General features: G+C 66.1%; 20 protein-coding genes and 2 tRNA genes. 16 read left to right on the plus strand and 6 right to left on the minus strand.

What is annotated here, in order from left to right:
* The first annotated feature begins 52 nt into the window (after positions 1 to 52).
* The 3 genes from GII31_RS08795 (at position 53) to GII31_RS08805 (ending at position 2,177) form a co-directional block, all read left to right on the plus strand.
* Entirely contained in the window at positions 53 to 661 is a 609-nt protein-coding gene (locus GII31_RS08795) for a mycothiol-dependent nitroreductase Rv2466c family protein (protein WP_213248652.1), read from the plus strand.
* Positions 662 to 852: 191 nt separating this feature from the next.
* Positions 853 to 1,326 (plus strand): ribose-5-phosphate isomerase, encoded by a 474-nt coding sequence (locus tag GII31_RS08800; protein ID WP_213248654.1) that lies wholly within the window; start codon positions 853 to 855, stop codon positions 1,324 to 1,326.
* Between the two features lie 32 nt (positions 1,327 to 1,358).
* On the plus strand, positions 1,359 to 2,177 hold the full coding sequence (locus GII31_RS08805; protein WP_213248656.1) for an Fpg/Nei family DNA glycosylase: 819 nt from the start codon (positions 1,359 to 1,361) through the stop codon (positions 2,175 to 2,177).
* Positions 2,178 to 2,229: 52 nt separating this feature from the next.
* Here the strand turns inward: GII31_RS08805 and GII31_RS08810 are convergent, their stop codons facing one another.
* The 4 genes from GII31_RS08810 to GII31_RS08825 form a co-directional block, all read right to left on the minus strand.
* On the minus strand, positions 2,230 to 2,367 hold the full coding sequence (locus tag GII31_RS08810; RefSeq protein WP_213248658.1) for a hypothetical protein: 138 nt from the start codon (positions 2,365 to 2,367) through the stop codon (positions 2,230 to 2,232).
* Between the two features lie 441 nt (positions 2,368 to 2,808).
* Positions 2,809 to 3,516: a L,D-transpeptidase gene (locus GII31_RS08815; protein WP_213248660.1), complete on the minus strand. Its 708-nt coding sequence runs from the start codon at positions 3,514 to 3,516 to the stop codon at positions 2,809 to 2,811.
* A 345-nt stretch (positions 3,517 to 3,861) separates the two neighbouring features.
* A complete protein-coding gene (locus tag GII31_RS08820; RefSeq protein WP_213248662.1) occupies positions 3,862 to 4,044 on the minus strand; it encodes a hypothetical protein in 183 nt (60 codons plus the stop codon).
* Positions 4,045 to 4,150: 106 nt separating this feature from the next.
* A tRNA-Gly gene (locus tag GII31_RS08825) sits at positions 4,151 to 4,224 on the minus strand.
* Between the two features lie 225 nt (positions 4,225 to 4,449).
* Between GII31_RS08825 and GII31_RS08830 the strand changes: the two genes are divergently transcribed.
* The 6 genes from GII31_RS08830 (at position 4,450) to GII31_RS08855 (ending at position 9,620) form a co-directional block, all read left to right on the plus strand.
* Positions 4,450 to 4,523: transfer RNA gene (locus GII31_RS08830), tRNA-Pro, on the plus strand.
* Positions 4,524 to 4,612: 89 nt separating this feature from the next.
* A complete protein-coding gene (gene tig, locus GII31_RS08835; RefSeq protein WP_213248664.1) occupies positions 4,613 to 5,968 on the plus strand; it encodes a trigger factor in 1,356 nt (451 codons plus the stop codon).
* 197 nt (positions 5,969 to 6,165) lie between these two features.
* Complete coding sequence (locus tag GII31_RS08840; RefSeq protein WP_287383845.1) at positions 6,166 to 6,777, plus strand: ATP-dependent Clp protease proteolytic subunit; 612 nt, start codon at positions 6,166 to 6,168, stop codon at positions 6,775 to 6,777.
* Between the two features lie 75 nt (positions 6,778 to 6,852).
* On the plus strand, positions 6,853 to 7,542 hold the full coding sequence (locus GII31_RS08845) for an ATP-dependent Clp protease proteolytic subunit (protein ID WP_246222177.1): 690 nt from the start codon (positions 6,853 to 6,855) through the stop codon (positions 7,540 to 7,542).
* A 120-nt stretch (positions 7,543 to 7,662) separates the two neighbouring features.
* Entirely contained in the window at positions 7,663 to 8,943 is a 1,281-nt protein-coding gene (gene clpX, locus GII31_RS08850; protein ID WP_213248666.1) for an ATP-dependent Clp protease ATP-binding subunit ClpX, read from the plus strand.
* 137 nt (positions 8,944 to 9,080) lie between these two features.
* Positions 9,081 to 9,620: a Uma2 family endonuclease gene (locus GII31_RS08855; protein WP_213248668.1), complete on the plus strand. Its 540-nt coding sequence runs from the start codon at positions 9,081 to 9,083 to the stop codon at positions 9,618 to 9,620.
* Positions 9,621 to 9,812: 192 nt separating this feature from the next.
* On the opposite strand, the gene GII31_RS08860 is transcribed toward GII31_RS08855, so the two are convergent.
* Positions 9,813 to 12,131: an FdhF/YdeP family oxidoreductase gene (locus GII31_RS08860; RefSeq protein ID WP_213248670.1), complete on the minus strand. Its 2,319-nt coding sequence runs from the start codon at positions 12,129 to 12,131 to the stop codon at positions 9,813 to 9,815.
* 67 nt (positions 12,132 to 12,198) lie between these two features.
* On the opposite strand from GII31_RS08860, the gene mobA reads away from it, so the two are divergent.
* From mobA to GII31_RS08885, 5 genes are all read left to right on the plus strand, one after another.
* Positions 12,199 to 12,858, plus strand: coding sequence for a molybdenum cofactor guanylyltransferase (gene mobA / locus GII31_RS08865; protein WP_260840387.1), 660 nt, complete (start codon positions 12,199 to 12,201; stop codon positions 12,856 to 12,858).
* A gap of 147 nt (positions 12,859 to 13,005) precedes the next feature.
* Positions 13,006 to 15,660, plus strand: coding sequence for a valine--tRNA ligase (locus GII31_RS08870; protein WP_213248674.1), 2,655 nt, complete (start codon positions 13,006 to 13,008; stop codon positions 15,658 to 15,660).
* 191 nt (positions 15,661 to 15,851) lie between these two features.
* Positions 15,852 to 17,294, plus strand: coding sequence for a bifunctional tetrahydrofolate synthase/dihydrofolate synthase (gene folC, locus GII31_RS08875; RefSeq protein WP_407649973.1), 1,443 nt, complete (start codon positions 15,852 to 15,854; stop codon positions 17,292 to 17,294).
* The gene (locus GII31_RS08880) at positions 17,291 to 17,704 is read left to right on the plus strand and encodes a DUF4233 domain-containing protein (RefSeq protein WP_213248678.1); all 414 of its coding nucleotides are present in this window, start codon (positions 17,291 to 17,293) and stop codon (positions 17,702 to 17,704) included. The genes folC and GII31_RS08880 overlap by 4 nt, the downstream gene beginning before the upstream one ends.
* Positions 17,705 to 17,849: 145 nt before the next feature.
* Positions 17,850 to 18,404: a hypothetical protein gene (locus GII31_RS08885; RefSeq protein ID WP_213248680.1), complete on the plus strand. Its 555-nt coding sequence runs from the start codon at positions 17,850 to 17,852 to the stop codon at positions 18,402 to 18,404.
* Positions 18,405 to 18,623: 219 nt separating this feature from the next.
* Here the strand turns inward: GII31_RS08885 and GII31_RS08890 are convergent, their stop codons facing one another.
* Positions 18,624 to 19,913 carry an amidohydrolase family protein gene (locus GII31_RS08890; protein ID WP_213248682.1) on the minus strand — a complete coding sequence of 430 codons (1,290 nt, stop codon included), beginning with the start codon at positions 19,911 to 19,913 and terminating at the stop codon, positions 18,624 to 18,626.
* 84 nt (positions 19,914 to 19,997) lie between these two features.
* Between GII31_RS08890 and GII31_RS08895 the strand changes: the two genes are divergently transcribed.
* A complete protein-coding gene (locus tag GII31_RS08895; protein WP_407649932.1) occupies positions 19,998 to 20,843 on the plus strand; it encodes an AraC family transcriptional regulator in 846 nt (281 codons plus the stop codon).
* 62 nt (positions 20,844 to 20,905) lie between these two features.
* The gene (gene ndk, locus GII31_RS08900) at positions 20,906 to 21,319 is read left to right on the plus strand and encodes a nucleoside-diphosphate kinase (protein ID WP_213248686.1); all 414 of its coding nucleotides are present in this window, start codon (positions 20,906 to 20,908) and stop codon (positions 21,317 to 21,319) included.
* Positions 21,320 to 21,355: the final 36 nt, after the last annotated feature.

A 21,355-nucleotide genomic window follows, 5' to 3' on the forward strand; every position in this document is an offset into this window, starting at 1 on the left:
ACCGCGATACCGGTACCGATACCGGTACCGGAATGTTGAAAGGACCCGCAGCATGTCGTCACGAGATCGTGTGGATTTCTGGTTCGATCCACTCTGCCCCTGGTGCTGGATCACCTCGCGCTGGATTCTGGAGGCCGAACAGGTACGGCCCATCGACGTGCATTTCCACCTCATGAGTCTGGCCGTGCTCAACGAGGGCAAGGATGTGCCCGACGAGTATCGGGAGACACTCAAGAACGCGTGGCGGCCGGTCCGGGTGCTCGCGGCCGCGGCGGCGCTGCGCGGCGATGAGGTGCTCGCCCCGCTGTACACCGAATTCGGCACCCGCCTGCACAACCAGGGCAACAAGGATCTCAACGTCGTGATCCCCGAGGCGCTCGCCGCCCTCGAGCTGGACCCGGCGCTGGCCGATGCGGCCGACGGCACCGATTTCGACGACGCCATCCGCAGCAGCCATCACGCGGGCATGGACAAGGTGGGTGATGATGTGGGTACCCCGACTATTCACATCAACGGGTTGGCGTTCTTCGGGCCGGTGCTCTCGCGCATTCCGCGTGGGGAGACCGCGGGCGTGGTGTGGGACGGCGCTGTCGCACTCTCGTCCTACCCGCACTTCTTCGAACTCAAACGAACCCGGAACGAGGGGCCCGAGTTCGGCTAGGGCATGCCCTGGAGCCGATGTCCTAGAGCGCCTGGCCGGATCAGACACTCCGACCGGTATCCAGCCCCCTGACCGGATCGGCGGCCGGGCGCGGGCCTTCCGGTATCGGCGCTGCCGGCGCACCGCCCCGGCGGCGACCGGGGCGGGGCGGGTTTTCGGGTGACGGCGCATCGCGCTCTATAGTCGACGCCATGCGTGTCTACCTCGGTGCCGACCATGCCGGATTCGAACTCAAGAACCAGATCGCCGACCACCTCAAGGCCGCGGGCCACGAGGTCGTCGACTGCGGGGCACACGTCTATGACGCCCTCGACGACTATCCGGCCTTCTGCGTCGACGCGGCGGCCAGGACTGTGGCCGACCCGGGCAGCCTGGGAATCGTGCTGGGCGGCAGTGGCAACGGTGAGCAGATCGCGGCCAACAAGGTTCCGGGTGCCCGCTGCGCGCTGGCGTGGAGCGTGGAGACCGCGCAGTTGGCGCGCCAGCACAACAACGCCCAGCTGATCGGGATCGGCGGGCGGATGCACTCGGCGGAGGAGGCCTTCGCCATCGTCGACGCGTTCCTCGCGACGCCCTGGTCGGAGGAACCGCGCCACCAGCGGCGCATCGACATCCTCGCCGAGTACGAGCGCACCGGACAGGCCCCCGAGGTTCCGCAGGCCTGATCGCCCGACGCGGCTGACACGGGGTCCGCGCGATGCCCGAAGGTCATACACTGCATCGCCTGGCAAATCGGCAGCGCACGCTGCTCGGTGGCCAGGTGGTGGCCGTGACCAGTCCGCAGGGACGATTCGCCCAGGGCGCCGCCCTGGTCGACGGAACGATCTTCCACACGGCCGAGGCCTGGGGCAAGCACCTGGTACAGCGATACCGCCCGCTCGCCGGTGCGCGCCGCGCCGGTGAGCGCCTGGTGCACATCCACCTCGGTCTCTACGGCTCATTCACCGAACAGTCGGCTCCGATGGCGCCTCCGGTGGGCCAGGTCCGAATGCGGATCGAGGCCGCCGATATCGGGGTGGACCTGCGCGGACCGACGGCCTGCGAGATCTACACACCGGCCGACCTCGACGCGTTGGTGGCACGGCTCGGACCCGATCCGCTACGCCGTGACGCGGAGCCCGAGCGCGCCTTCAGTGCGATCTCCCGGTCGACGCGCCCGATCGGCGCGCTGCTGATGGATCAGAAGGTGCTCGCCGGGGTGGGGAACGTCTACCGGGCCGAGGTTCTCTTCCGCGCGGGGATCGACCCGTACAGACAGGGCACCCGCATCAACCGGGACGAGTTCGACGCCGTATGGGCCGATCTCGTGTCGTTGATGCGGGTGGGGGTCCGGAAAGGCCGGATCCATGTGGTGCGGTCAGCCGACGATCATGGCGCACCCTCGTACGCGGCGGACCGTCCGCGAACCTACGTCTACCGGCGGGCCGGTGAGGATTGCCGGATCTGCGGGACACGCATCGCCCACTCGGTCCTGGACGGCCGGAACCTGTTCTGGTGTCCGATATGTCAACGGTGACCGGCGTGAGCGGCGGTGTAACCGGACCCGTTGCCGGGGATGCGGTGTATGGTCAGCGCATTTCGGCGCGCTGGGCCATGATCAGCAATTCGTCGCGCTGCGACTGGCTCGGGATCTGCGCGATCCGGCTGTACAGGTTCCGGCGGCCGACGGTGTGAATAAAGTGGGCACGAAGACGTGCGAATGTCATGGCGACAAGCTCCTTTGATTGATTGCCATTGTGTAGTTCGGGCCGGGCCGCTCGAACGTTACATATGTATCAACGGCGCGGCGGCGCGAAAACGTCCGCAACGTGGTCACACACACGGCGGCGGATAGATGTGGCGTGCGGCACCCTGCTGGTCGCCGTCGAACCGAAAGCGCCGAGCGCGGTGGGTTAACCGGGGTTAACCGGATTCCGCATCGTCGAAGGGTGTCGGCGGATCCGATCCTGTGCCCGCCAGGGTGTTGTGGGAGAACACATTTTGTCCGGACACTGTCAAATATCTTGAGCAGCACAGTGATTGCGGCACAGTGATGTGTACCGCTCGCAGACGATGTGCCCATAGGTGGCGATGCGCTCACAGAAGGGAGCCCGGTCCATGCGGACCGGGCTCCCTTCTGTGTAACTGCGCGGGACCGCAACCGGTGATCAGTCGCCCGTGTACTGGCCGCCGATGGTGCCGCGAACGACGATCGGGGTGCCCTGCGGGACGTTGTCGTAGACCCACTTGGCGTACGCGTTGGTGACGTTTATGCAGCCGTGGCTCACATTGCTGTTGCCCTGCTGTGCCTCGGACCAGGGGGCGCCGTGGATGAAGATGCCGTCCCAGGACATGCGGGTGGCGTACTCGACGTAGGTGCGGTAGCCCTCGGGGGAGTCGATCGGGACACCGTACGTGGACGAATCCATGTACATGTCGCGGTACTTCTCCTTGGTGTGATAGACGCCGTTGGGTGTGGGGTGCTTGTTCGAGCCCATCGAGATGGGCATCTGCCGCACGAGCTTGCCGTTGTGCCACCAGTAGATGGTGTGCTTGGAATCGAGCGCGAGCGCCACGTAGCCGGTGGAGGTCCGCACATTCGGGATGGCCGGAACCCACGGCTTGGGCTTCCGGGTGGTGGTCGGCGTCTGAGTGGTCTTCGGCGTGGTCGGCGTCGGAGTCAGCTTCGGCGCAGTCGGGGTGATCTTGGGTGTGATCACTGACGGCAGGCCGGGGATCTCAACGGGCGGGAGGCCGGGGATCACGGTGACGGGAGCGGCACTCGCCACACTCGGGAATGCGAGAACCACAGCAAGCACGCCGACTGCCACACCGGTGATTCGCCGCGCGGGGCGAGGGCGTTTACGTCGTCTCATTGTCAGCACTGGGATTGGAGCCTTTGCTTTCGTGTATCAGCGGTTGCGCATCCCCCGACGCGCGGATACATCGTGACACAACCGTTGTGAATCGGCCAAAGGCTTGTGCGGTAACGCACTTCGCCGACCGAAAAAGTCGTGGTGGGCGGGCATTGGATCACAAAGTGATCCTCATCACAGGCGATTCGATTCGCGCCTTTTCCGAAGTCTCGTGATGCCGGCGTGGCCTAGGCGAATACAGTATCGCGTACAACGACCGGTGACCGCGTCTGGATGTTCACCATGCCATAGTTGTCCCCCGTCCGGGGGCCGGGCGGTCCTCGGATCGTCGCGTGCGGGTGAGACTCAGGCGGGCTGGCGCCGCGTGCTCAGGTGCCGGGCGGGCTGGGCGCAGGCCTCGTTGCGGCAGACCAGCATGATGTCGGTGCGGTCCTGTCCGGCCTCGCTGCGATTCATGTCGTGCCGGAGGAGGAGGAGTTCGCCGCAGGTGGGGCAGCGGCGTTGGGTTTTGGTGTGTGTGGTGGACATGATCTCAGCGTACGCCGAATGTGTTCTAGGTCATATCGCGTGGCGCTCGTCGGACCATGCCGACACGAAGGCCCCGGACCGGTGTGGGTCGGGGCCTTCGTGATGGTGGAGCGGGTGACGGGAATCGAACCCGCGTAGCTAGTTTGGAAGACTAGGGCTCTACCATTGAGCTACACCCGCGTGCGCCACGGGCGGGGGCCTTCGGTGAAGATCGCCTGCCGTCGGTGCGCAGCCGACTGTACCGGGTGCGCCCGGAAAACCTGAAATCGGGCCCTGGCCCGCCGGTGTCCACCGGGTTGAGGGTGAGGCGGTGTACAGGGGTCCGCGCGGGCCACGTACTATATGCGGTTGGCTCTGCATGGTGCCGGTGTTCGACCAGGTCGACACGGGTGAGCGGGGCACGACCGGGATGTGGCGCAGCTTGGTAGCGCATCCGCTTTGGGAGCGGAGGGTCGCAGGTTCAAATCCTGTCATCCCGACTCTGCAACACCTGGCATTACGTCAAGACAAACGACCCACTCAATCAAGACGCACGGAAGATGTCCGGCGCAGACCAAGGAGCACCCGAGTGAAGAGCACCGTCGAGCAGTTGAGCCCAACCCGTGTGAAGCTCAACGTCGAGGTTCCGTTCGACGAGCTGTCCGCAGAGTTCGACCAGACCTACCGCACCTTGGCCTCCCAGATCCGTATCCCGGGCTTCCGTCCCGGCAAGGCCCCGGCGAAGCTGATCGAGGCCCGCGTCGGCCGCGACTCGATCCTGGCCCAGGTGGTCAACGACGCGCTGCCCGCCAAGTACTCCGAGGCCGTTGCCGAGACCGAGACCAAAGCCATCGGCCAGCCCGAGATCGATCTGGCCGAACTCGTGTACGGCGAGACCATCACCTTCACCGCCGAGGTCGACATCCGGCCCGAGATCGAGCTGCCGGACTACTCCGGGCTGGCCGTCGAGGTCGATCCGATCGAGGTCGCCGACTCTGACGTCGACGAGCAACTGCAGTCGCTGCGGGAGCGGTTCGGCACCCTGGTCGGCGTCGACCGCGGCGTCGAGGAGGGCGACTTCATCTCCATCGACCTGTCGGCCACCATCGACGGTGAGGCCGTCGACGAGGCGTCGACCGAGGGTCTGTCGCACGAGGTCGGCTCGGGTGAGCTCATCGACGGCCTTGATGAGGCGGTCACCGGGCTCAAGGCCGGCGAATCGAAGGTGTTCACCAGCACGCTGGTCGCCGGCGACCATGCCGGTGACGACGCCGACATCACCGTCACCGTCAACTCGGTCAAAACCCGCGAACTGCCCGAACTCGACGACGACTTCGCGCAGCTGGCCAGCGAGTTCGACACCGTCGACGAGCTGCGCACCAGCCTGCGTGAGCGGGTCGAGAACTCGAAGAAGGCCGAGCAGGCCACTCAGGTCCGCGACAAGGCCCTGGAGCTGCTGCTGGAGACCGTGGAGATCCCGCTGCCGGAGAAGGTTGTCGAGGACGAGGTCGAGGGTCAGCAGCACCAGGTGATCCACGCTCTCGGACACGACGACGCCCAGCTCGCCCGGTTCCTCGAGGCGCAGGGCACCACCCGTGAGGAGTGGGACGCCGAGGCCCGCGAGACGGCCGAGAAGTCGGTGCGCACCCAGCTGCTGCTCGACGCCATCGCCGATCAGCAGGAGACCGAGGTCAGCCAGGACGAGCTGACTCAGCAGATTCTGTTCCAGGCGCAGCGCTACGGTCTTGCCCCGCAGGACTTCATCCAGCAGCTCACCCAGGCCAACCAGGTCGGCGCGGTGTACGCCGATGTGCGCCGCGGCAAGGCACTCGCCTCGATCGTCGGCGACATCACCGTCACCGACACCACCGGCGCGGCCGTGGACACCGCCGAGTTCTTCGGCTCCGACGACACCGACACCGACGGCGTCGACGACGAGAGCTGATCGGCTCCGAGCGAACGGAGTGAGACCGCGTCGCGAACCTACACGCAACAGCCGGTGCCGGGGCTTCCCCGGCACCGGCTGTTCTGCTCTCAGCGATATAGCGCCCGCGCGGCGCTGACACGGCCGTCCGATTGGCTAGTGTCGTTGGGGAAACACCATGCATGACAGTCACATCACGACAGGTAAAGGTAGGAACTGTGAGTGAGCCGACCATCCACACACCCGGCATGACGCGCGGCGCGCACATGAGTTCGGGCGTGGCCGGGCTGAACCTGACCGATTCGGTCTTCGAGCGACTTCTGCGCGAGCGCATCATCTTCCTCGGCACTCAGGTCGACGACGACATCGCCAACCGGCTGTGCGCACAGATCCTGCTGCTCGCCGCAGAGGATCCCACGCGCGATATCAACCTCTACATCAATTCGCCGGGCGGATCGGTGACCGCGGGTATGGCTATCTTCGACACCATGCAGCTGGCCAAGTGCGATGTGGCCACCTACGCGATGGGCATGGCCGCCTCGATGGGGCAGTTCCTGCTCGCGGCGGGCGCCAAGGGCAAGCGGCACGCGCTACCGCACGCGCGGATCATGATGCACCAGCCGTCGGCGGGCATCGGCGGAACCGCGGCCGATATCGCCATTCAGGCCGAGCAGTTCGCGGCCACCAAGCGGGAGATGAACCGGCTCAACTCCGAGTTCACCGGACAGCCGCTGGAGAAGATCGAGGCGGACGCCGATCGTGACAAGTGGTTCACCGCGGCCGAGGCCAAGGAATACGGCATTGTCGACCACGTCATCGAACGTGCGTGAGCGCGGCAGACACCCGAACCCTCCCACACCCATCGGCACCCATCACCCATCGGCCGTCCATCAATGGAGCAGAAGATGACCAACACGTACCCGCCCGAGGTGGCAGCCGGCATCCCGGCGTCCGCCGACTTCGTTCGCGGCATCCAGGCCCGCTACATCCTGCCGCAGTTCATCGAGCACACCCCCAACGGTCAGCGCCAGTACGACCCGTACGCCAAACTCTTCGAGGAGCGGATCGTATTCGTGGGCACGCCCATCGACCAGACCGTCGCCAACGACGTCATGGCGCAGCTGCTCGTGCTGGAGTCCCAGGACCCCGACCGCGACATCACGATGTACATCAACTCGCCCGGCGGCAGCGTGCCCGACATGCTCGCCATCTACGACACCATGCAGTACGTGCACTGCGACATCGTCACGGTGTGCCTCGGTGAGGCGGCGTCGGCCGCGGCGATCCTGCTGGCCGGCGGTACCGCGGGCAAGCGTGCCGCGCTGCCGAATGCCACCATCCTGATCCACCAGCCGCGTACCGGCGGCGCCTTCCAGGGCCAGGTGTCGGATCTGGAGATCCAGGCAGCGGAGATCGAGCGCATCCGCAAACGTCTCGACGAGATTCTCGCCGGGCACACCGGCCAGCCCGCCGACAAGATCCGCCGTGACACCGATCGCGACAACATCCTGACCGCCGCGCAGGCCAAGGAGTACGGGATCATCGACGAGGTGTTCGAGTACCGCAAAAAGTCGCTCAAGACCCCGGCGTCGTAGGGCCGGACAGCACAGTTCAGAGCAGGAATGCCCGCGACATTTGCCGGTTACGGTCGAAGTCCGGGCAGTTCACGGGTACCGTCGGGGTACCGACCCGACAGGAAGTAGGTAGAGCACGAGATGGCGCGAATCGGAGACGGTGGAGATCTGCTCAAGTGCTCTTTCTGTGGAAAGAGTCAGAAGCAGGTCAAGAAGCTGATCGCCGGACCCGGGGTCTACATCTGCGATGAGTGCATCGATCTGTGCAACGAGATCATCGAAGAGGAGCTCGCCGAGAACGGTGACGTCAAACTCGACGAGCTACCCAAGCCTGCCGAGATCCGTGACTTCCTGGAGAATTACGTCATCGGCCAGGACACGGCGAAACGGACGCTCGCGGTTGCGGTCTACAACCATTACAAGCGCATTCAGGCGGGTGAGAAGAAGGACGCCCGTGGCGGTGAGACGGTGGAGATCGCCAAGTCCAACATCCTGATGCTCGGGCCCACCGGCTGCGGCAAGACGTATCTGGCGCAGACCCTGGCCAAGATGTTGAACGTGCCGTTCGCGATCGCCGACGCCACCGCGCTGACCGAAGCCGGGTACGTGGGTGAGGACGTCGAGAACATCCTGCTCAAACTCATCCAGGCGGCCGACTACGACGTCAAGCGTGCCGAGACCGGAATCATCTACATCGACGAGGTCGACAAGATCGCCCGCAAGAGCGAGAACCCGTCGATCACCCGAGATGTATCGGGTGAGGGTGTGCAGCAGGCGCTGCTCAAGATCCTGGAGGGTACGCAGGCATCGGTGCCGCCGCAGGGTGGCCGCAAGCACCCGCACCAGGAGTTCATCCAGATCGACACCACCAACGTGCTGTTCATCGTCGCGGGTGCGTTCGCGGGGCTGGAGAAGGTGGTGTCCGAGCGAATCGGCAAGCGGGGCATCGGTTTCGGCAACGAGGTCACCAGCAAGGACGACATCGACACCACCGATCACTTCGCGGAGGTGCTGCCCGAAGATCTGATCAAATTCGGTCTGATCCCCGAGTTCATCGGCCGCTTGCCGATCGTCGCCTCGGTGACCAACCTCGACAAGGATTCGCTCGTCACCATCCTGTCCGAGCCCAAGAACGCCCTGGTCAAGCAGTACACCAAGCTGTTCGAGATGGACAACGTCGCACTCGAGTTCACCAAGGACGCCCTGGAGGCGGTCGCCGATCAGGCGATCCATCGTGGCACCGGTGCCCGTGGCCTGCGCGCCATCATGGAAGAGGTCCTGCTTCCGGTCATGTACGACATCCCGAGCCGGGACGACGTCGAGAAGGTTGTGGTGACCGGAGAAACGGTGCGCGACAACGTTCTTCCGACAATCGTCCCGCGTAAGGACAGCCCCGACGAACGTCAGGACAAGACCGCCTAGACAGTTCGCCTCACACCGACTTCGTCCCGCTCACCCCATTGGGGTGGGCGGGACGAAGTCCTTCTACGCCCGCACAGGTATGGGTGTGGGGGTGGAGTGTGGCGCCTCACCTGGTTCTGTCCAATACAATTGCCGCCATGACCGCAGCGCACCACGGCGCCCGGCTACTCTCACTGGACGAGTGGCGGGCACTCGATGAGGACACCGAAACACGGTCCGAACTCCAGGAGGGTGTACTCGTCGTGTCACCGCGGCCGCTGAAACCGCATGCCCGGGTGATCGCCCGACTTATCACGCAGCTCGCCGCGCAGCTTCCGGACAGTGTCGAGGCGCTTCCCGAGGTCGAGGTGATCGTTGATGCCTCACCGCCGCCGACCGTTCGGATTCCGGATGTGATCATCTGCCCGACGACACCCGACACAACCGTCGACGCATCCCAGGTTCTGCTCGCCGTAGAAGTGATGTCACCGGGGTCCCGGCGCACCGATCAGATCACCAAACGTAGTGAGTATGCCGACGCCGGTATTGGGCACTACTGGATCATCGACCGTGAACGACGCATCATGACCGCACTCGAACTCACTTCCGACGGATACGTCGGCAGCGAGCACTCCGGTATGTTCGAGACGAGCCGCCCGTGTGCGCTGCGCATCGACATCGACGCACTCGACATCTGACGTAGCAAAGATAGACCCTTGTCGTTCATCTCGGTGAAGATGGAATTGTACTCTGCGATTGCTTCTTCGTAGGGGTCGGGCTTCTTCGCGGTCATCTTCTCCGCGGCGTCGGCTGCCGTCTCTTTGAGGTCTGATGCCTGCCCGGATAACTGCGCCGAGGCGTAGACATGTGCTCTCGGGAACGGGTCGTGTTTATGTCGCCGGGACCAGCCGGACCACTACCGCCTTGGATACCGGGGTGTTGGATTTCTTGGCGACGGAGCCAAGGGGCACAAGGGGGTTGGTTTCGGGGTAGTAGGCTGCCACGTTGCCTCGCGGGGTGTCGTAGGCGACGATCTCGAAGTCGTCGACGCGCCGTTCCTCGGGCCCGTCGGGGCCGGTGAACTCGGAGATGATGTCGACGTGCTGGCCGGTGCGCAGCCCGAAAGCGGCGATGTCGTCCTGGTTGACCATCACCACCCGCCGGTTGCCCTTGATGCCGCGGTAGCGGTCGTCGTGGCCGTAGATCGTGGTGTTGTACTGGTCATGGCTGCGCAGCGTCTGCAGGATCAGTCGGCCCTCGGGGATGCGCACCCAGTCCAGGGGTTCGACCGTGAAGTTGGCCAGGCCGGTGGTCGTGGCGAAGGTCCGATTGTCGCGCGGGGGATGCGGCAGCACGAATCCGTCGCTACGGCGTACGCGGGTATTGAAGTCCTCGAATCCGGGGATGACGCGTGAGATGCGTTCGCGGATCACGTCGTAGTCATCGCGCATCTGCGCCCAGTCCACCGGATGATCGTCGCCGAACACGGCGACGGCCAGATCCGCGACGATCGCCACCTCGCTGTGCAATTCGGGGGAGGCCGGCGGTAGCGAGCCGCGTGAGAGATGCACCACCGACATCGAATCCTCGACCGAGACCAGTTGCTTCGTGCCGCCGGTCATGTCGCGGTCGGTGCGGCCGAGGGTGGGCAGGATCAGCGCGGCCCGGCCGGTGACGGTGTGTGACTCGTTGAGTTTGGTGGAGATGTGCACGGTGAGGGCGCATCTGCGCAGGGCATCGGCGGTCAGCTCGGTATCGGGCGCCGCCGACACGAAGTTGCCGCCCATCGCGATGAACACCCGCACCTGGCCCCGACCCATCGCCCGGATCGCCTGGACGGTGTCGTATCCGTGCTCGCGGGGGCTGTTGATTCCGAATTCCTTGTCGAGCGCCCCGAGGAACGATTCGGGCATCTTCTCGAAAATGCCCATCGTCCGGTCGCCCTGGACGTTGGAGTGTCCGCGCACCGGACACAGTCCGGCGCCGGGTTTGCCGATCATGCCGCGCAGCAGCAGGACGTTGGTGCCCTCTCCGATCGTGGCCACCGAATGCCGGTGCTGGGTCCAGCCCATCGCCCAGCACAGCACGGTCCGCTTGGACGCCATCAACGCCCCGGCGAGATCTTCGATCTGCGCGAAGGTCAGGCCGGTGGCCGACAGCACGTCGTCGAAGTCCAGATCGTCGAGCAGGGCGAGGTAATCGTCGACGCCGCCGCAGTGCTCGTCGAGGAATTGCCTGTCGAAGACGGTGCCGGGGGCGGCGCGCTCGGCATCGAGCATCAGGCGTGCGATACCGCGGAACAATGCCATGTCGCCGCCGAGCCGGATCTGCAGGAAGTCATCGGTGAGGGAGGTGCCTTTCCCGATCACGCCGCCGACCTGCTGCGGGTCCTTGAAGCGCATGAGTCCGGCCTCGGGCAGCGGATTGATCGCGACGATCCGGGCCCCGCCCCGCTTGGCCTTCTCCAGCGTGGCGAGCATCCGCGGATGGTTGGTGCCGGGGTTCTGACCCGCGACGATGATCAGGTCCGCGATCTCCAGATCCGGAACCGTCACCGAACCCTTGCCGATGCCGATGGCGTTGCCCAGCGCGGTGCCCGACGACTCATGGCACATGTTGGAGCAGTCCGGCATGTTGTTGGTGCCCAGGCTGCGGGCGAACAGCTGGTAGACGAATGCGGCCTCGTTGCTGGTACGGCCGGAGGTGTAGAAGACCGCCTCGTCGGGGGAGGTCATCTGCGACAGTTCGGCGGCGATGAGGGCGTTGGCCTCGTCCCAGCCGACCGGGCGGTAGTGAGTGTCGCCCGGGGCCAGATACATCGGGTGGGTGAGCCGGCCCTGCTGCGAAAGCCAGTATCCCGAGCGGCCGGCCAGATCGGACACGGAGTGCTCGGCGAAGAACTCCGGGGTGACGCGGCGGGTGGTGGCCTCCTCGGCGACCGCCTTGGCGCCGTTCTCGCAGAACTCGGCGTGCTTGCGGTGGCCGGGGGTTTCCGGCCAGGCACAGCCGGGGCAGTCGAATCCGTTGCGCTGGTTCAGCTTGAAGAAGGTGCGGACGGTGCGCGCCACGCCCATCTGCTCGACGCCGCGTTTGAGGGCCACGGCGACCGCGGGCACCCCGGCGGCGTGGTCCTTGACGTGCCCGATCCGGACGGCGGTCGGCTCGTCGACCTGTCGGGTGTGCGGATTCTGGTCGTCACTATGGCGCATGACATTTATTGTGCGCCAGAAACTGTGATCCCGCCCTCACCGGGTCGAGATAGCACACACTGGACACATGACCGACAGTGAGAACACCCGCGGGGACCTAGTGGACCTGCCAGAGAGCACCACCACCGCGCCGATCGCCGGACTGGTCCTGGCCGGCGGCAGATCCCGGCGGATGGGGACCGACAAGGCGTCGCTGCAGTGGCCGGACGACACCGCCGAACCGATGCTGGCGCGCATCGTGCGCACCGTCGCCGAGCGGTGCGACCGGGTGTACGTGGTGGCCGCGCAGGAGTCGTCGGCGTACCGGCTGCTGCACGGGACCGGTGGGCCGGAGGCGGTATGGGTGACCGACGAGGAACCGGGCACCGGCCCGCTCGGCGGGCTGGCCGCGGGTCTGGCGGCGGCCGCCGCCGACGGTTTCGGGCTGGGATTCGTGTGCGCCACCGACATGCCGCTGATCGGCCCGGGCCTGATCGACGAACTCGCCCGAGGCGCCACGCCGTCGACGCAGGCGGTGATCGCCCACGATGCGCGGCGCGACCATCCGATGGCCGCCATCTACCGCACGTCGTCGGCGCCGGTGGTGGCCGATCTGGTGGCGGGGGGCGAGCGGCGGATGCTCGCGGTGCTCGACGCGCTGGAGACCCGGCGGGTCCCGGTGTCCGAACCCGAATGGCTCACCAATGTGAACGCTCCCGAGGATCTGCACGACCTGCGCGTGTCCTGATCACAAGGTCCGGGTGTGCCGCCTGTCCCGGAAGTGGGGGCCGGTGCACACCCGCATCGATGAACCCGTCATGCGGATCGGCACGCGCAGGTCGGGCGCGTCACGCCCCACGCTCTGACCGGTGCGCGCGTTCCCTAAGATTGTGGGGTGAGCAATCGTGAAGCACAGGGTGCCGACGCGTCCGCACTGCCAAAGTCCTGGGACCCCGCAGAACATGAGGCAGGGCTCTACCAGGGCTGGGTGGACGCCGGGTACTTCACCGCCGACCCCTCGAGTGACAAGCCGCCGTTCACGATCGTCATCCCGCCGCCCAATGTGAACGGTTCGCTGCACATGGGCCACGCCTATGAGCACGTGCTGATGGATGCGCTGTGCCGGCGCAAACGGATGCAGGGCTACGAGGTGCTGTGGCTGCCGGGTATGGACCACGCGGCCATCGCGATGCAGACGATGGTCGAGCGCAAACTGGCCACCGAGGGCAAGACCCGCGATGATCTGGGCCGGGAAGCGTTCATCGAACGGGTGTGGCAGGAGAAGGCCGAGATCTCCGGAAACATCGGCGAACAGATGCGCCGCCTCGGTGATGGCGTCGACTGGACCCGCGAACGTTTCACGATGGACGAAGGTCTCTCGCGCGCGGTGCACACCGTGTTCAAGAAGATGTTCGACGACGGTCTGATCTATCAGGCCGAGCGTCTGGTGAACTGGTCGCCGGTCCTGCAGACCGCGATCAGCGACATCGAGGTGTCCTACGCCGACGTCGAAGGCGAACTCGTCAGCTTCCGCTACGGCTCCCTCGACGACACACAGCCGCACATCGTGGTGGCCACCACCCGGCTGGAGACGATGCTCGGCGACACCGCGATCGCGGTGCACCCCGACGACGAGCGGTACGCACATCTGGTGGGCACCGAATTGCCGCACCCGTTCCTGGACCGCACTATCCCGGTCGTCGCCGACGACTATGTGGATCCCGAGTTCGGTTCCGGCGCGGTCAAGATCACCCCCGCGCACGACCCCAACGACTTCGCGCTCGGCCAGCGGCACAATCTGCCGATGCCCACCATCATGGATGCCACCGCCAGGATCGACGGCACCGGAACGCAATTCGACGGGATGGATCGTTTCGAGGCGCGGGTCAAGGTGCGCCAGGCGCTCGCCGAGCAGGGCCGCATCGTCAAGGAGGTGCGCCCGTACCTGCACAGCGTCGGCCATTCCGAACGTACCGGTGAACCGATCGAGCCGCGCCTGTCGATGCAGTGGTGGGTCAAGGTCGCCTCGCTCGCCGAGGCCGCCGGTGACGCGGTGCGCGAGGGCGAGACCGTCATCTATCCGAAGTCGATGGAGCTGCGCTGGTTCGGCTGGGTCGACGACATGCACGATTGGTGCATCTCCCGCCAGCTGTGGTGGGGCCACCGCATCCCGATCTGGTACGGCCCCGACGGCGAGGTGATCTGCGTCGGACCCGACGAACAGGCACCTGAGGGCTACACGCAGGAAACCGATGTCCTGGACACCTGGTTCTCGTCGGGTCTGTGGCCGTTCTCCACCCTCGGCTGGCCCGACAACACCGCCGACCTGGAAAAGTTCTATCCCACTTCGGTTCTGGTTACCGGCTACGACATCCTGTTCTTCTGGGTGGCGCGGATGATGATGTTCGGCACCTACGTCGGCAAGGACCTGGGCGCCGGCAAGACGGTGCCGTTCAGCAACCTGTTCCTGCACGGCCTGGTGCGCGACGAGCACGGCCGCAAGATGTCCAAATCCAAGGGCAACGGCATCGACCCGCTCGACTGGGTGGAGCGCTTCGGCGCCGATGCGCTGCGTTTCACCCTGGCACGTGGGGCCAACCCGGGGGCCGACATCTCCGTCGGCGAGGACCACGCGTCGTCGTCGCGGAACTTCGCCACCAAGTTGTACAACGCCACCAAGTTCGCGCTCATGAACGGCGCCCAGGTGGGCGAGCTGCCCGCGCGGGAGTCGCTGACCGAGGCCGATCGCTGGATCCTCGACCGCCTCGACCAGGTGGTCGCCGAGGCCGATGCCGGGTTCGAGGCGTACGAGTTCTCCAAGGCGTGCGAGGCGCTGTACCACTTCGCCTGGGACGAGTTCTGCGACTGGTATCTGGAACTGGCCAAGGTCCAGTTCGCCGAGAATGACGAAACCCGCTCGCGGGCAACGTCACTGGTTCTCGGGACGGTTCTCGACACGCTGCTGCGCACGCTGTCGCCGGTGATGCCGTTCGTGACCGAGGTGCTGTGGAAGTCGCTGACCGAGGGGCAGTCGCTGGTGATCGCGCGGTGGCCGGCCGGGACCGGCGCCGAGGTCGACGCCGACGCGGCACGGCACGTGGGTGATCTGCAGGCGCTGATCACCGAGATCCGCCGGTTCCGCAGCGACCAGGGACTCAAGCCCGGACAGCGGGTGGCCGCAGAACTCGACGGACTCGACGCGGCGGGCATCGACGCGCTGCGGCCTTACGTTGATTCACTGGCCCGGCTCAACCGGGCCGACGACACGTTCGCGGCCACCGCGACCGTTGAGGTACGGCTGTCGGCGGCGACGGTCACCGTGCGTATCGACACCTCCGGCACCGTCGATGTGGAGGCCGAGCGCAAGCGTATCGCCAAGGATCTCGCGGCGGCGGAGAAGGAATTGGCGCAGACAGCGGCCAAGCTCGGCAACGAGCAGTTCCTGTCGAAGGCTCCGGAGGCGGTGCGCGCCAAGATCACCGAACGCAACAAGGTGGCCACCGACGAGGTGGCCCGGCTGACGGCCAAGCTGGAAGGGCTCGGCGGGTGAGCGGTGACCGCGCCGGGCGCTCGGGTGGTCCCGGCGCCGGGGAGCCGCGCGATCCGGGTGCACCGGAGGCCGACGAGATCGACCTGGCACACCTGGCCTTCGAGGACGATGAGGCGTCCGGGGACGATCGGGCGTTCGGGGACGATGAGGACACCGGGCACGATGGCGACCGGCCGGGGGTCGGGGGACCGGTGCACCCGCTCGACGACGAGGGGCCCGACGATCCGTCGGCGTTCACCACCGACACCACCTCCGACCTGGCCGAGTTGGCGGAGGTGGAGGCCGACCTGGACACCCGCTGGCCCGAGACCAGGATCGAGCCGTCGCTGACCCGCATCTCCACCCTGATGGATCTGCTGGGCTCGCCGCAGTTGACCTATCCGTCGATTCACATCGCCGGTACCAACGGCAAGACGTCGGTGACCCGGATGATCGACGCACTGCTGATCGCGCTGCACCGGCGCACCGGCCGCATCACCAGCCCACACCTGCAGCTGGTCACCGAACGGATTTCGGTGGACGGCAAGCCGATCGAACCGCGCACCTACATCGATACCTACCGGGAGCTGGAACCGTACATCACGATGGTCGACGACTCGTCGACGGCTGCGGGCGGACCCCGGATGAGCAAGTTCGAGGTGCTCACCGCGATGGCCTACGCGGCGTTCGCCGAGGCGCCGGTGGATGTGGCAGTGGTGGAAACGGGGATGGGCGGACGCTGGGACGCCACCAACGTCGTCGACTCGCAGGTGCGGGTGATCACCCCGATCGCGATGGACCACGCCGACTATCTGGGCGACACGCTCACTGCGATCGCGGGTGAGAAGGCCGGGATCATCACCGCCCGCAGAAGCGACGACCTGCTCGCCCAGGACCCGGTTGCGGTGATCGCACCGCAGGAACCGGACGTCATGGACGTACTGCTGCGTCAGGCAGTGGAATCGGAAACGGTTGTGGCGCGCCAGAACTCGGAGTTCTCGGTGCTGGAGGCGCGGCTGGCGGTGGGCGGTCAGCTGCTCACGCTGCAGGGGCTGGGCGGGGTGTACGAGGAGATCTTCCTGCCGCTGCACGGAGCACACCAGGCCGCCAACGCCGCACTGGCACTCGCCGCCGTCGAGGCGTTCTTCGGCGCCGGAGCCGAGCGGCAACTCGATATCGACGCGGTGCGTACCGGGTTTGCCGCGGTCTCCAGCCCCGGACGACTCGAGCGGGTACGGTCGGCGCCGAGTGTTTTCGTCGACGCCGCACACAATCCGCACGGCGCGACGGCACTGGCCAACGCGCTGGCCGAGGAGTTCGACTTCCGCCGACTGGTGGGGGTGATCGGTGTACTCGGCGACAAGGACGCCGAAGGTTTGCTCGAGGCCCTCGAACCGGTCCTCGACCACGTCGTGATCACCAACAACGGGTCGCCCCGGGCCCTGGACACCGAGACTCTCGCCGAGGTCGCGCGAGTGGTGTTCGGGGAGGACCGGGTCACCGCCGAACCATTCCTTCCCGACGCCGTCGAGACCGCGATCGGGCTCGCCGAGGAATCCGACGGACAGCCCGTCGCGGGAGCCGGGGTGGTGATCACCGGATCGGTGGTCACAGCGGGTGCCGCACGAAGCCTGTTCGGTAAGGAGCCGTCATGAGTGAGCACACCCCGGCGCCGCGTTTCACACCGCCTGCCAACGATCCGTGGAAGGGGTTGCGCGGTGTGATGGCCGGAACCCTGATCCTCGAACTGATCGTCGTGCTGCTCGGTGTGCCGGTGGTGTGGAAGATCGGCGGCGGACTGTCCTGGATCTCCGGTGGCTATCTGGCGCTGATCGCCGTCGCGATGGTGCTGGCCTGCGGCATGCAGGGCCGACCGTACGCGATGACCCTCAACCTGAGTTTGCAGGTTGCGGTGATCGTCGGCGGGATCTTCCACTGGTCGCTCGCGGTCATCGGGGTGATGTTCCTGTGCGTCTGGGTGTATATCGCCTACATCAAACGCGACATGCAGCAACGGATCGACGAGGGTCGGCTGGCCGGGCAGAGGCCGATCGACGAGGCGTGATTCGCCACTGGCTATGGGCGTGTTCGCGAGCCGCAAGACCTGTTGCCGGAACGTTATGATGTGACGGTCGTCATCTTCTGTAAAAGCTGTGACAATGGCGGACGGTGTCGAGTAGCCGACACATCTGTAACCGTCTGGGGGAAACTTGTCTGTCACATCCAGCCGACTGTCCGCAGCCACCTTCGGTGGCCGAGTACTCGCCGGGGTGTTGGCCGCCGCCGGCATCATCGCAGCAGGTGGCGGCTCCGCCCATGCCGTGCCCACCGGTCCCGGACCGGGAACCTTGACCACCCAGCACGCGGAGTCGGCGAAGACCGATCCGCAGTCGGCGCCGGACAATACGGCGCCCCGAACCGTGGAACGGCCGGACGTACCCACCGCCCCGGCAGGTCCCGACTACACCGCGATCCTCAAACCGGGCCCGCCCATCACGGTGTCGAATGCCGAATACAGCTACATCGCCACCCATTCGGTCACCAAACAACTCAAACGGGCCAATGTCTCCGGCGGTATCGCGGCGTTGCCGGTGCCCGCGCAGTATCGGTTGGCCAACGACGGGCTGGCACTCCAGTTCCGGCGGGCTCTCGACGGCGCGTTGAGTACCCGTGGCGGGTGCATCCAGATCGTGGTGTCGCACGGTAATCCGGGCAGCCTCTTCGACTACGGACTGTTCGCGATCGACGGCCGCTACTGCGACTGAGTCCACCGCTCGGCAGTCCGATCCGGGCGCAAGCGCCGACGCAACGCCGCGCGAACCACGCAGACCGCTTCACGCAGACCGACTTCACGGACTGACCGACTTCACGGACTGACAGAATCTCGACCCGGAAGGACAAATAGCAGCGCGGAACCACTGACGCGCCTGATCGGGAACCCGACCAGGCGCGTCAGCGGTGTGAGGTCAGCCTCGGCCGACCGGTCAGCCCTTCGCCGCGGCGATGGCGAGATCCGCTTCGGCCTTCTTCTTGGCCTCGTACATCTGCTTCCACTCGGCGCGCGGCCGGACCGTGGTGTCGACGTCGGTGGCCTGCGCACGCAGCGCACCCACCCGGGCCTCGTCCTTGGTGCGCAGCGCGAACGGATCCCAGTTGAAGAACTTCGCCGAGTTCTCCCAGGTGATCTGATCGATCTCCGCGTCGGTGGCACCGGCCGCGTTGAACTCGGCGAGGACCTTCTCGGGGGCGTCGGGCCAGAAGCAGTCCGAATGGGGGTAGTCGCACTCCCACGCGATGTTGTTCATGCCGACGTCGTGCCGGTTCTTGATGGCGGTCTTGTCGGTCACGTAGCAGGCGAGCACCCGGTCGCGGAACACCTCGCTGGGCAGCCGGTCACCGAAGTCGTTGTTGAGCCACTTCTGGTTGGTGTAGTGCCGGTCGGCGCGGTCGAGGAAGAACGGAATCCAGCCGACGCCGCCCTCGGAGAACGCGAACTTGAGCGTGGGGAAGGCCCGCATGGCCGGGCCGAACAACAGATCTTGGGCCGCGATCACCGAAATCTGGGTGGCGAGCACCATCAGGTTGTCGATGGGAGCGTCCTTGGCCAGGCGCAGCACACCGAAGCCGGACCCGATGTGCAGACACATCACCATGTCGTTGTCGACGAGGGCCTGGAAGACCGGACCCCAGTAGTCCAGGTCGTGGTAGCTGGGCAGCTTCTCCAGATGCGGCAGCTCCGGCATCGTGACCGCGCGGGCGCCCTTCTTGGCGACGCGGTGGATCTCCTTGACCATGCCCTCCACGTTCCAGGTGGGCAGCAGCGCCAGCGGGATGAAGCGGTCGGGGTGGGCTCCGGCCCACTCGTCGATGTGCCAGTCGTTGTAGGCCGACACCATGATGAGGGTGACCGGGTCCTTGTACTGGTTCAGGTGGCGGGCGGAGAACCCGGTGAATGTGGGAAAGCACATCGAGGAGAGCACGCCGTTGCGGTTCATGTCACGGACGCGTTCGTCTACGTCGTAGACGCCCGGGCGCATCTCCGCATAGCCGGCCGGGTCGTAAGCCCATTCCTCCGGCGGCCAGGTGACCACGGCGTTCAGGCCGCTGGTACCGGTCACCTTGCCCTGGTAGAACCACTGCTCGATGCCCTTCTCATCGAAAATCACCCGGGGGGCCTCGTCCATGTACTTCTGTGGGACGTGCCGGGCGAACATGTCGTGGGGCTCCACGACATGGTCGTCGATGCTGATGAGGATCATGTCGTCGACATTCATGGGACTCAAGTCCTTTCTCGAAACGGTGCCCGTGGGCAGTCTGGGCCGTGAATATGTCCTGTTTCACTTGTACAGTGGATTTCCGTGACCACTTCTGCGCGATCGGACAGTGATTTAGCAGTTTCGGCCAGACGCACGCAGCTGGTGCCGATGAAGGGCCGAGGCACGGCCACCGCGGGCAGTTACGCCTACGACGGCGGTGCGCTCGTCACCGGCTGGCATGCACACGAGGTGCACCAGATCGAGTACGCGATCGGCGGTGTGGTGGAGGTCGAAACACCCGCGGGTCACTATCTGGTGCCCCCGCAGCAAGCGATCTGGCTGCCCGCCGGACTCGAGCACGACACCCACCTCAACGGCGACGTGACCACCTTGTCGGTGTTGTTCGACCCCGGGCTGATCGCCGGCCACCGCGATCGTGCCCGCATCCTGGCGGTGTCACCGCTGATGCGGGAGATGCTCCTGCACTCACTGCGCTGGCCGCTGGCCGACAGCGCCGCCGACCCGCGCGCCGAGCGCTTCTTCCTGGCGCTGGCCGACGTTGTGGTCGACGCGCTGGCGGCCGAGACGCCGTTGCTGTTGCCCACCTCCGATGACCCGTTGGTGTCCTCGGCGATGCGCTACACCCGCGATCACCTGGCCACCATCACCATCGAGGAGGTCAGCCGGCACGTCGCGGTGTCCGAACGCACCCTGCGCCGGATGTTCACCGGCGCGGTCGGACTGTCGTGGCGCGAGTACCTGACCAGTGCGCGCATGCTACGGGCGATGACGCTGCTGGCAACCCGGGGGCAATCGGTGAGCTCGACGGCCGCAGCCGTCGGGTTCGACAGCCAGGGGTCGTTCACCAGGGCATTCACCCAGTTCAGCGGTGAGACGCCGTCGTCCTATCGAAGTCGGGTGCGACAGAACGACGAGCCCGACCACTAGGCGGTCCGCGCCGATCGGCCACTCGTTGCCACAGGGCGGCGACCAGTCGTTACAGTGTGCACGTGACTGAACGGACTCTCGTACTCATCAAGCCCGACGGCGTGGCCCGCAACCTGGTCGGCGACATCATCGGACGTATCGAACGCAAAGGGCTGACCCTGCGCGCCCTCGAACTCAAGCAGGTCAGCGATGAGCTGGCCCGCGGCCACTACGCCGAACATGAGGGCAAGCCCTTCTTCGGTTCGCTGCTCGAGTTCATCACCTCCGGTCCGCTGGTGGCGGCAGTCGTCGAGGGACCGCGGGCGATCGCGGCCTGGCGGCAGATCGCGGGTGGCACCGACCCGGTCGAGAAGGCCGTTCCCGGTACGATTCGCGGCGACTACGCGCTGGTCACGCAGGAGAATCTGGTCCACGGCTCCGACTCGCCGGAGTCCGCAGAGCGCGAGATCGCGCTCTGGTTCCCCGAACTCGGCTGACCCCGGCAACAATCACGAGCTCGATCACGATCGACA

The organism is Gordonia pseudamarae (assembly GCF_025273675.1).
Taxonomy (GTDB): Bacteria; Actinomycetota; Actinomycetes; order Mycobacteriales; family Mycobacteriaceae; genus Gordonia; species Gordonia pseudamarae.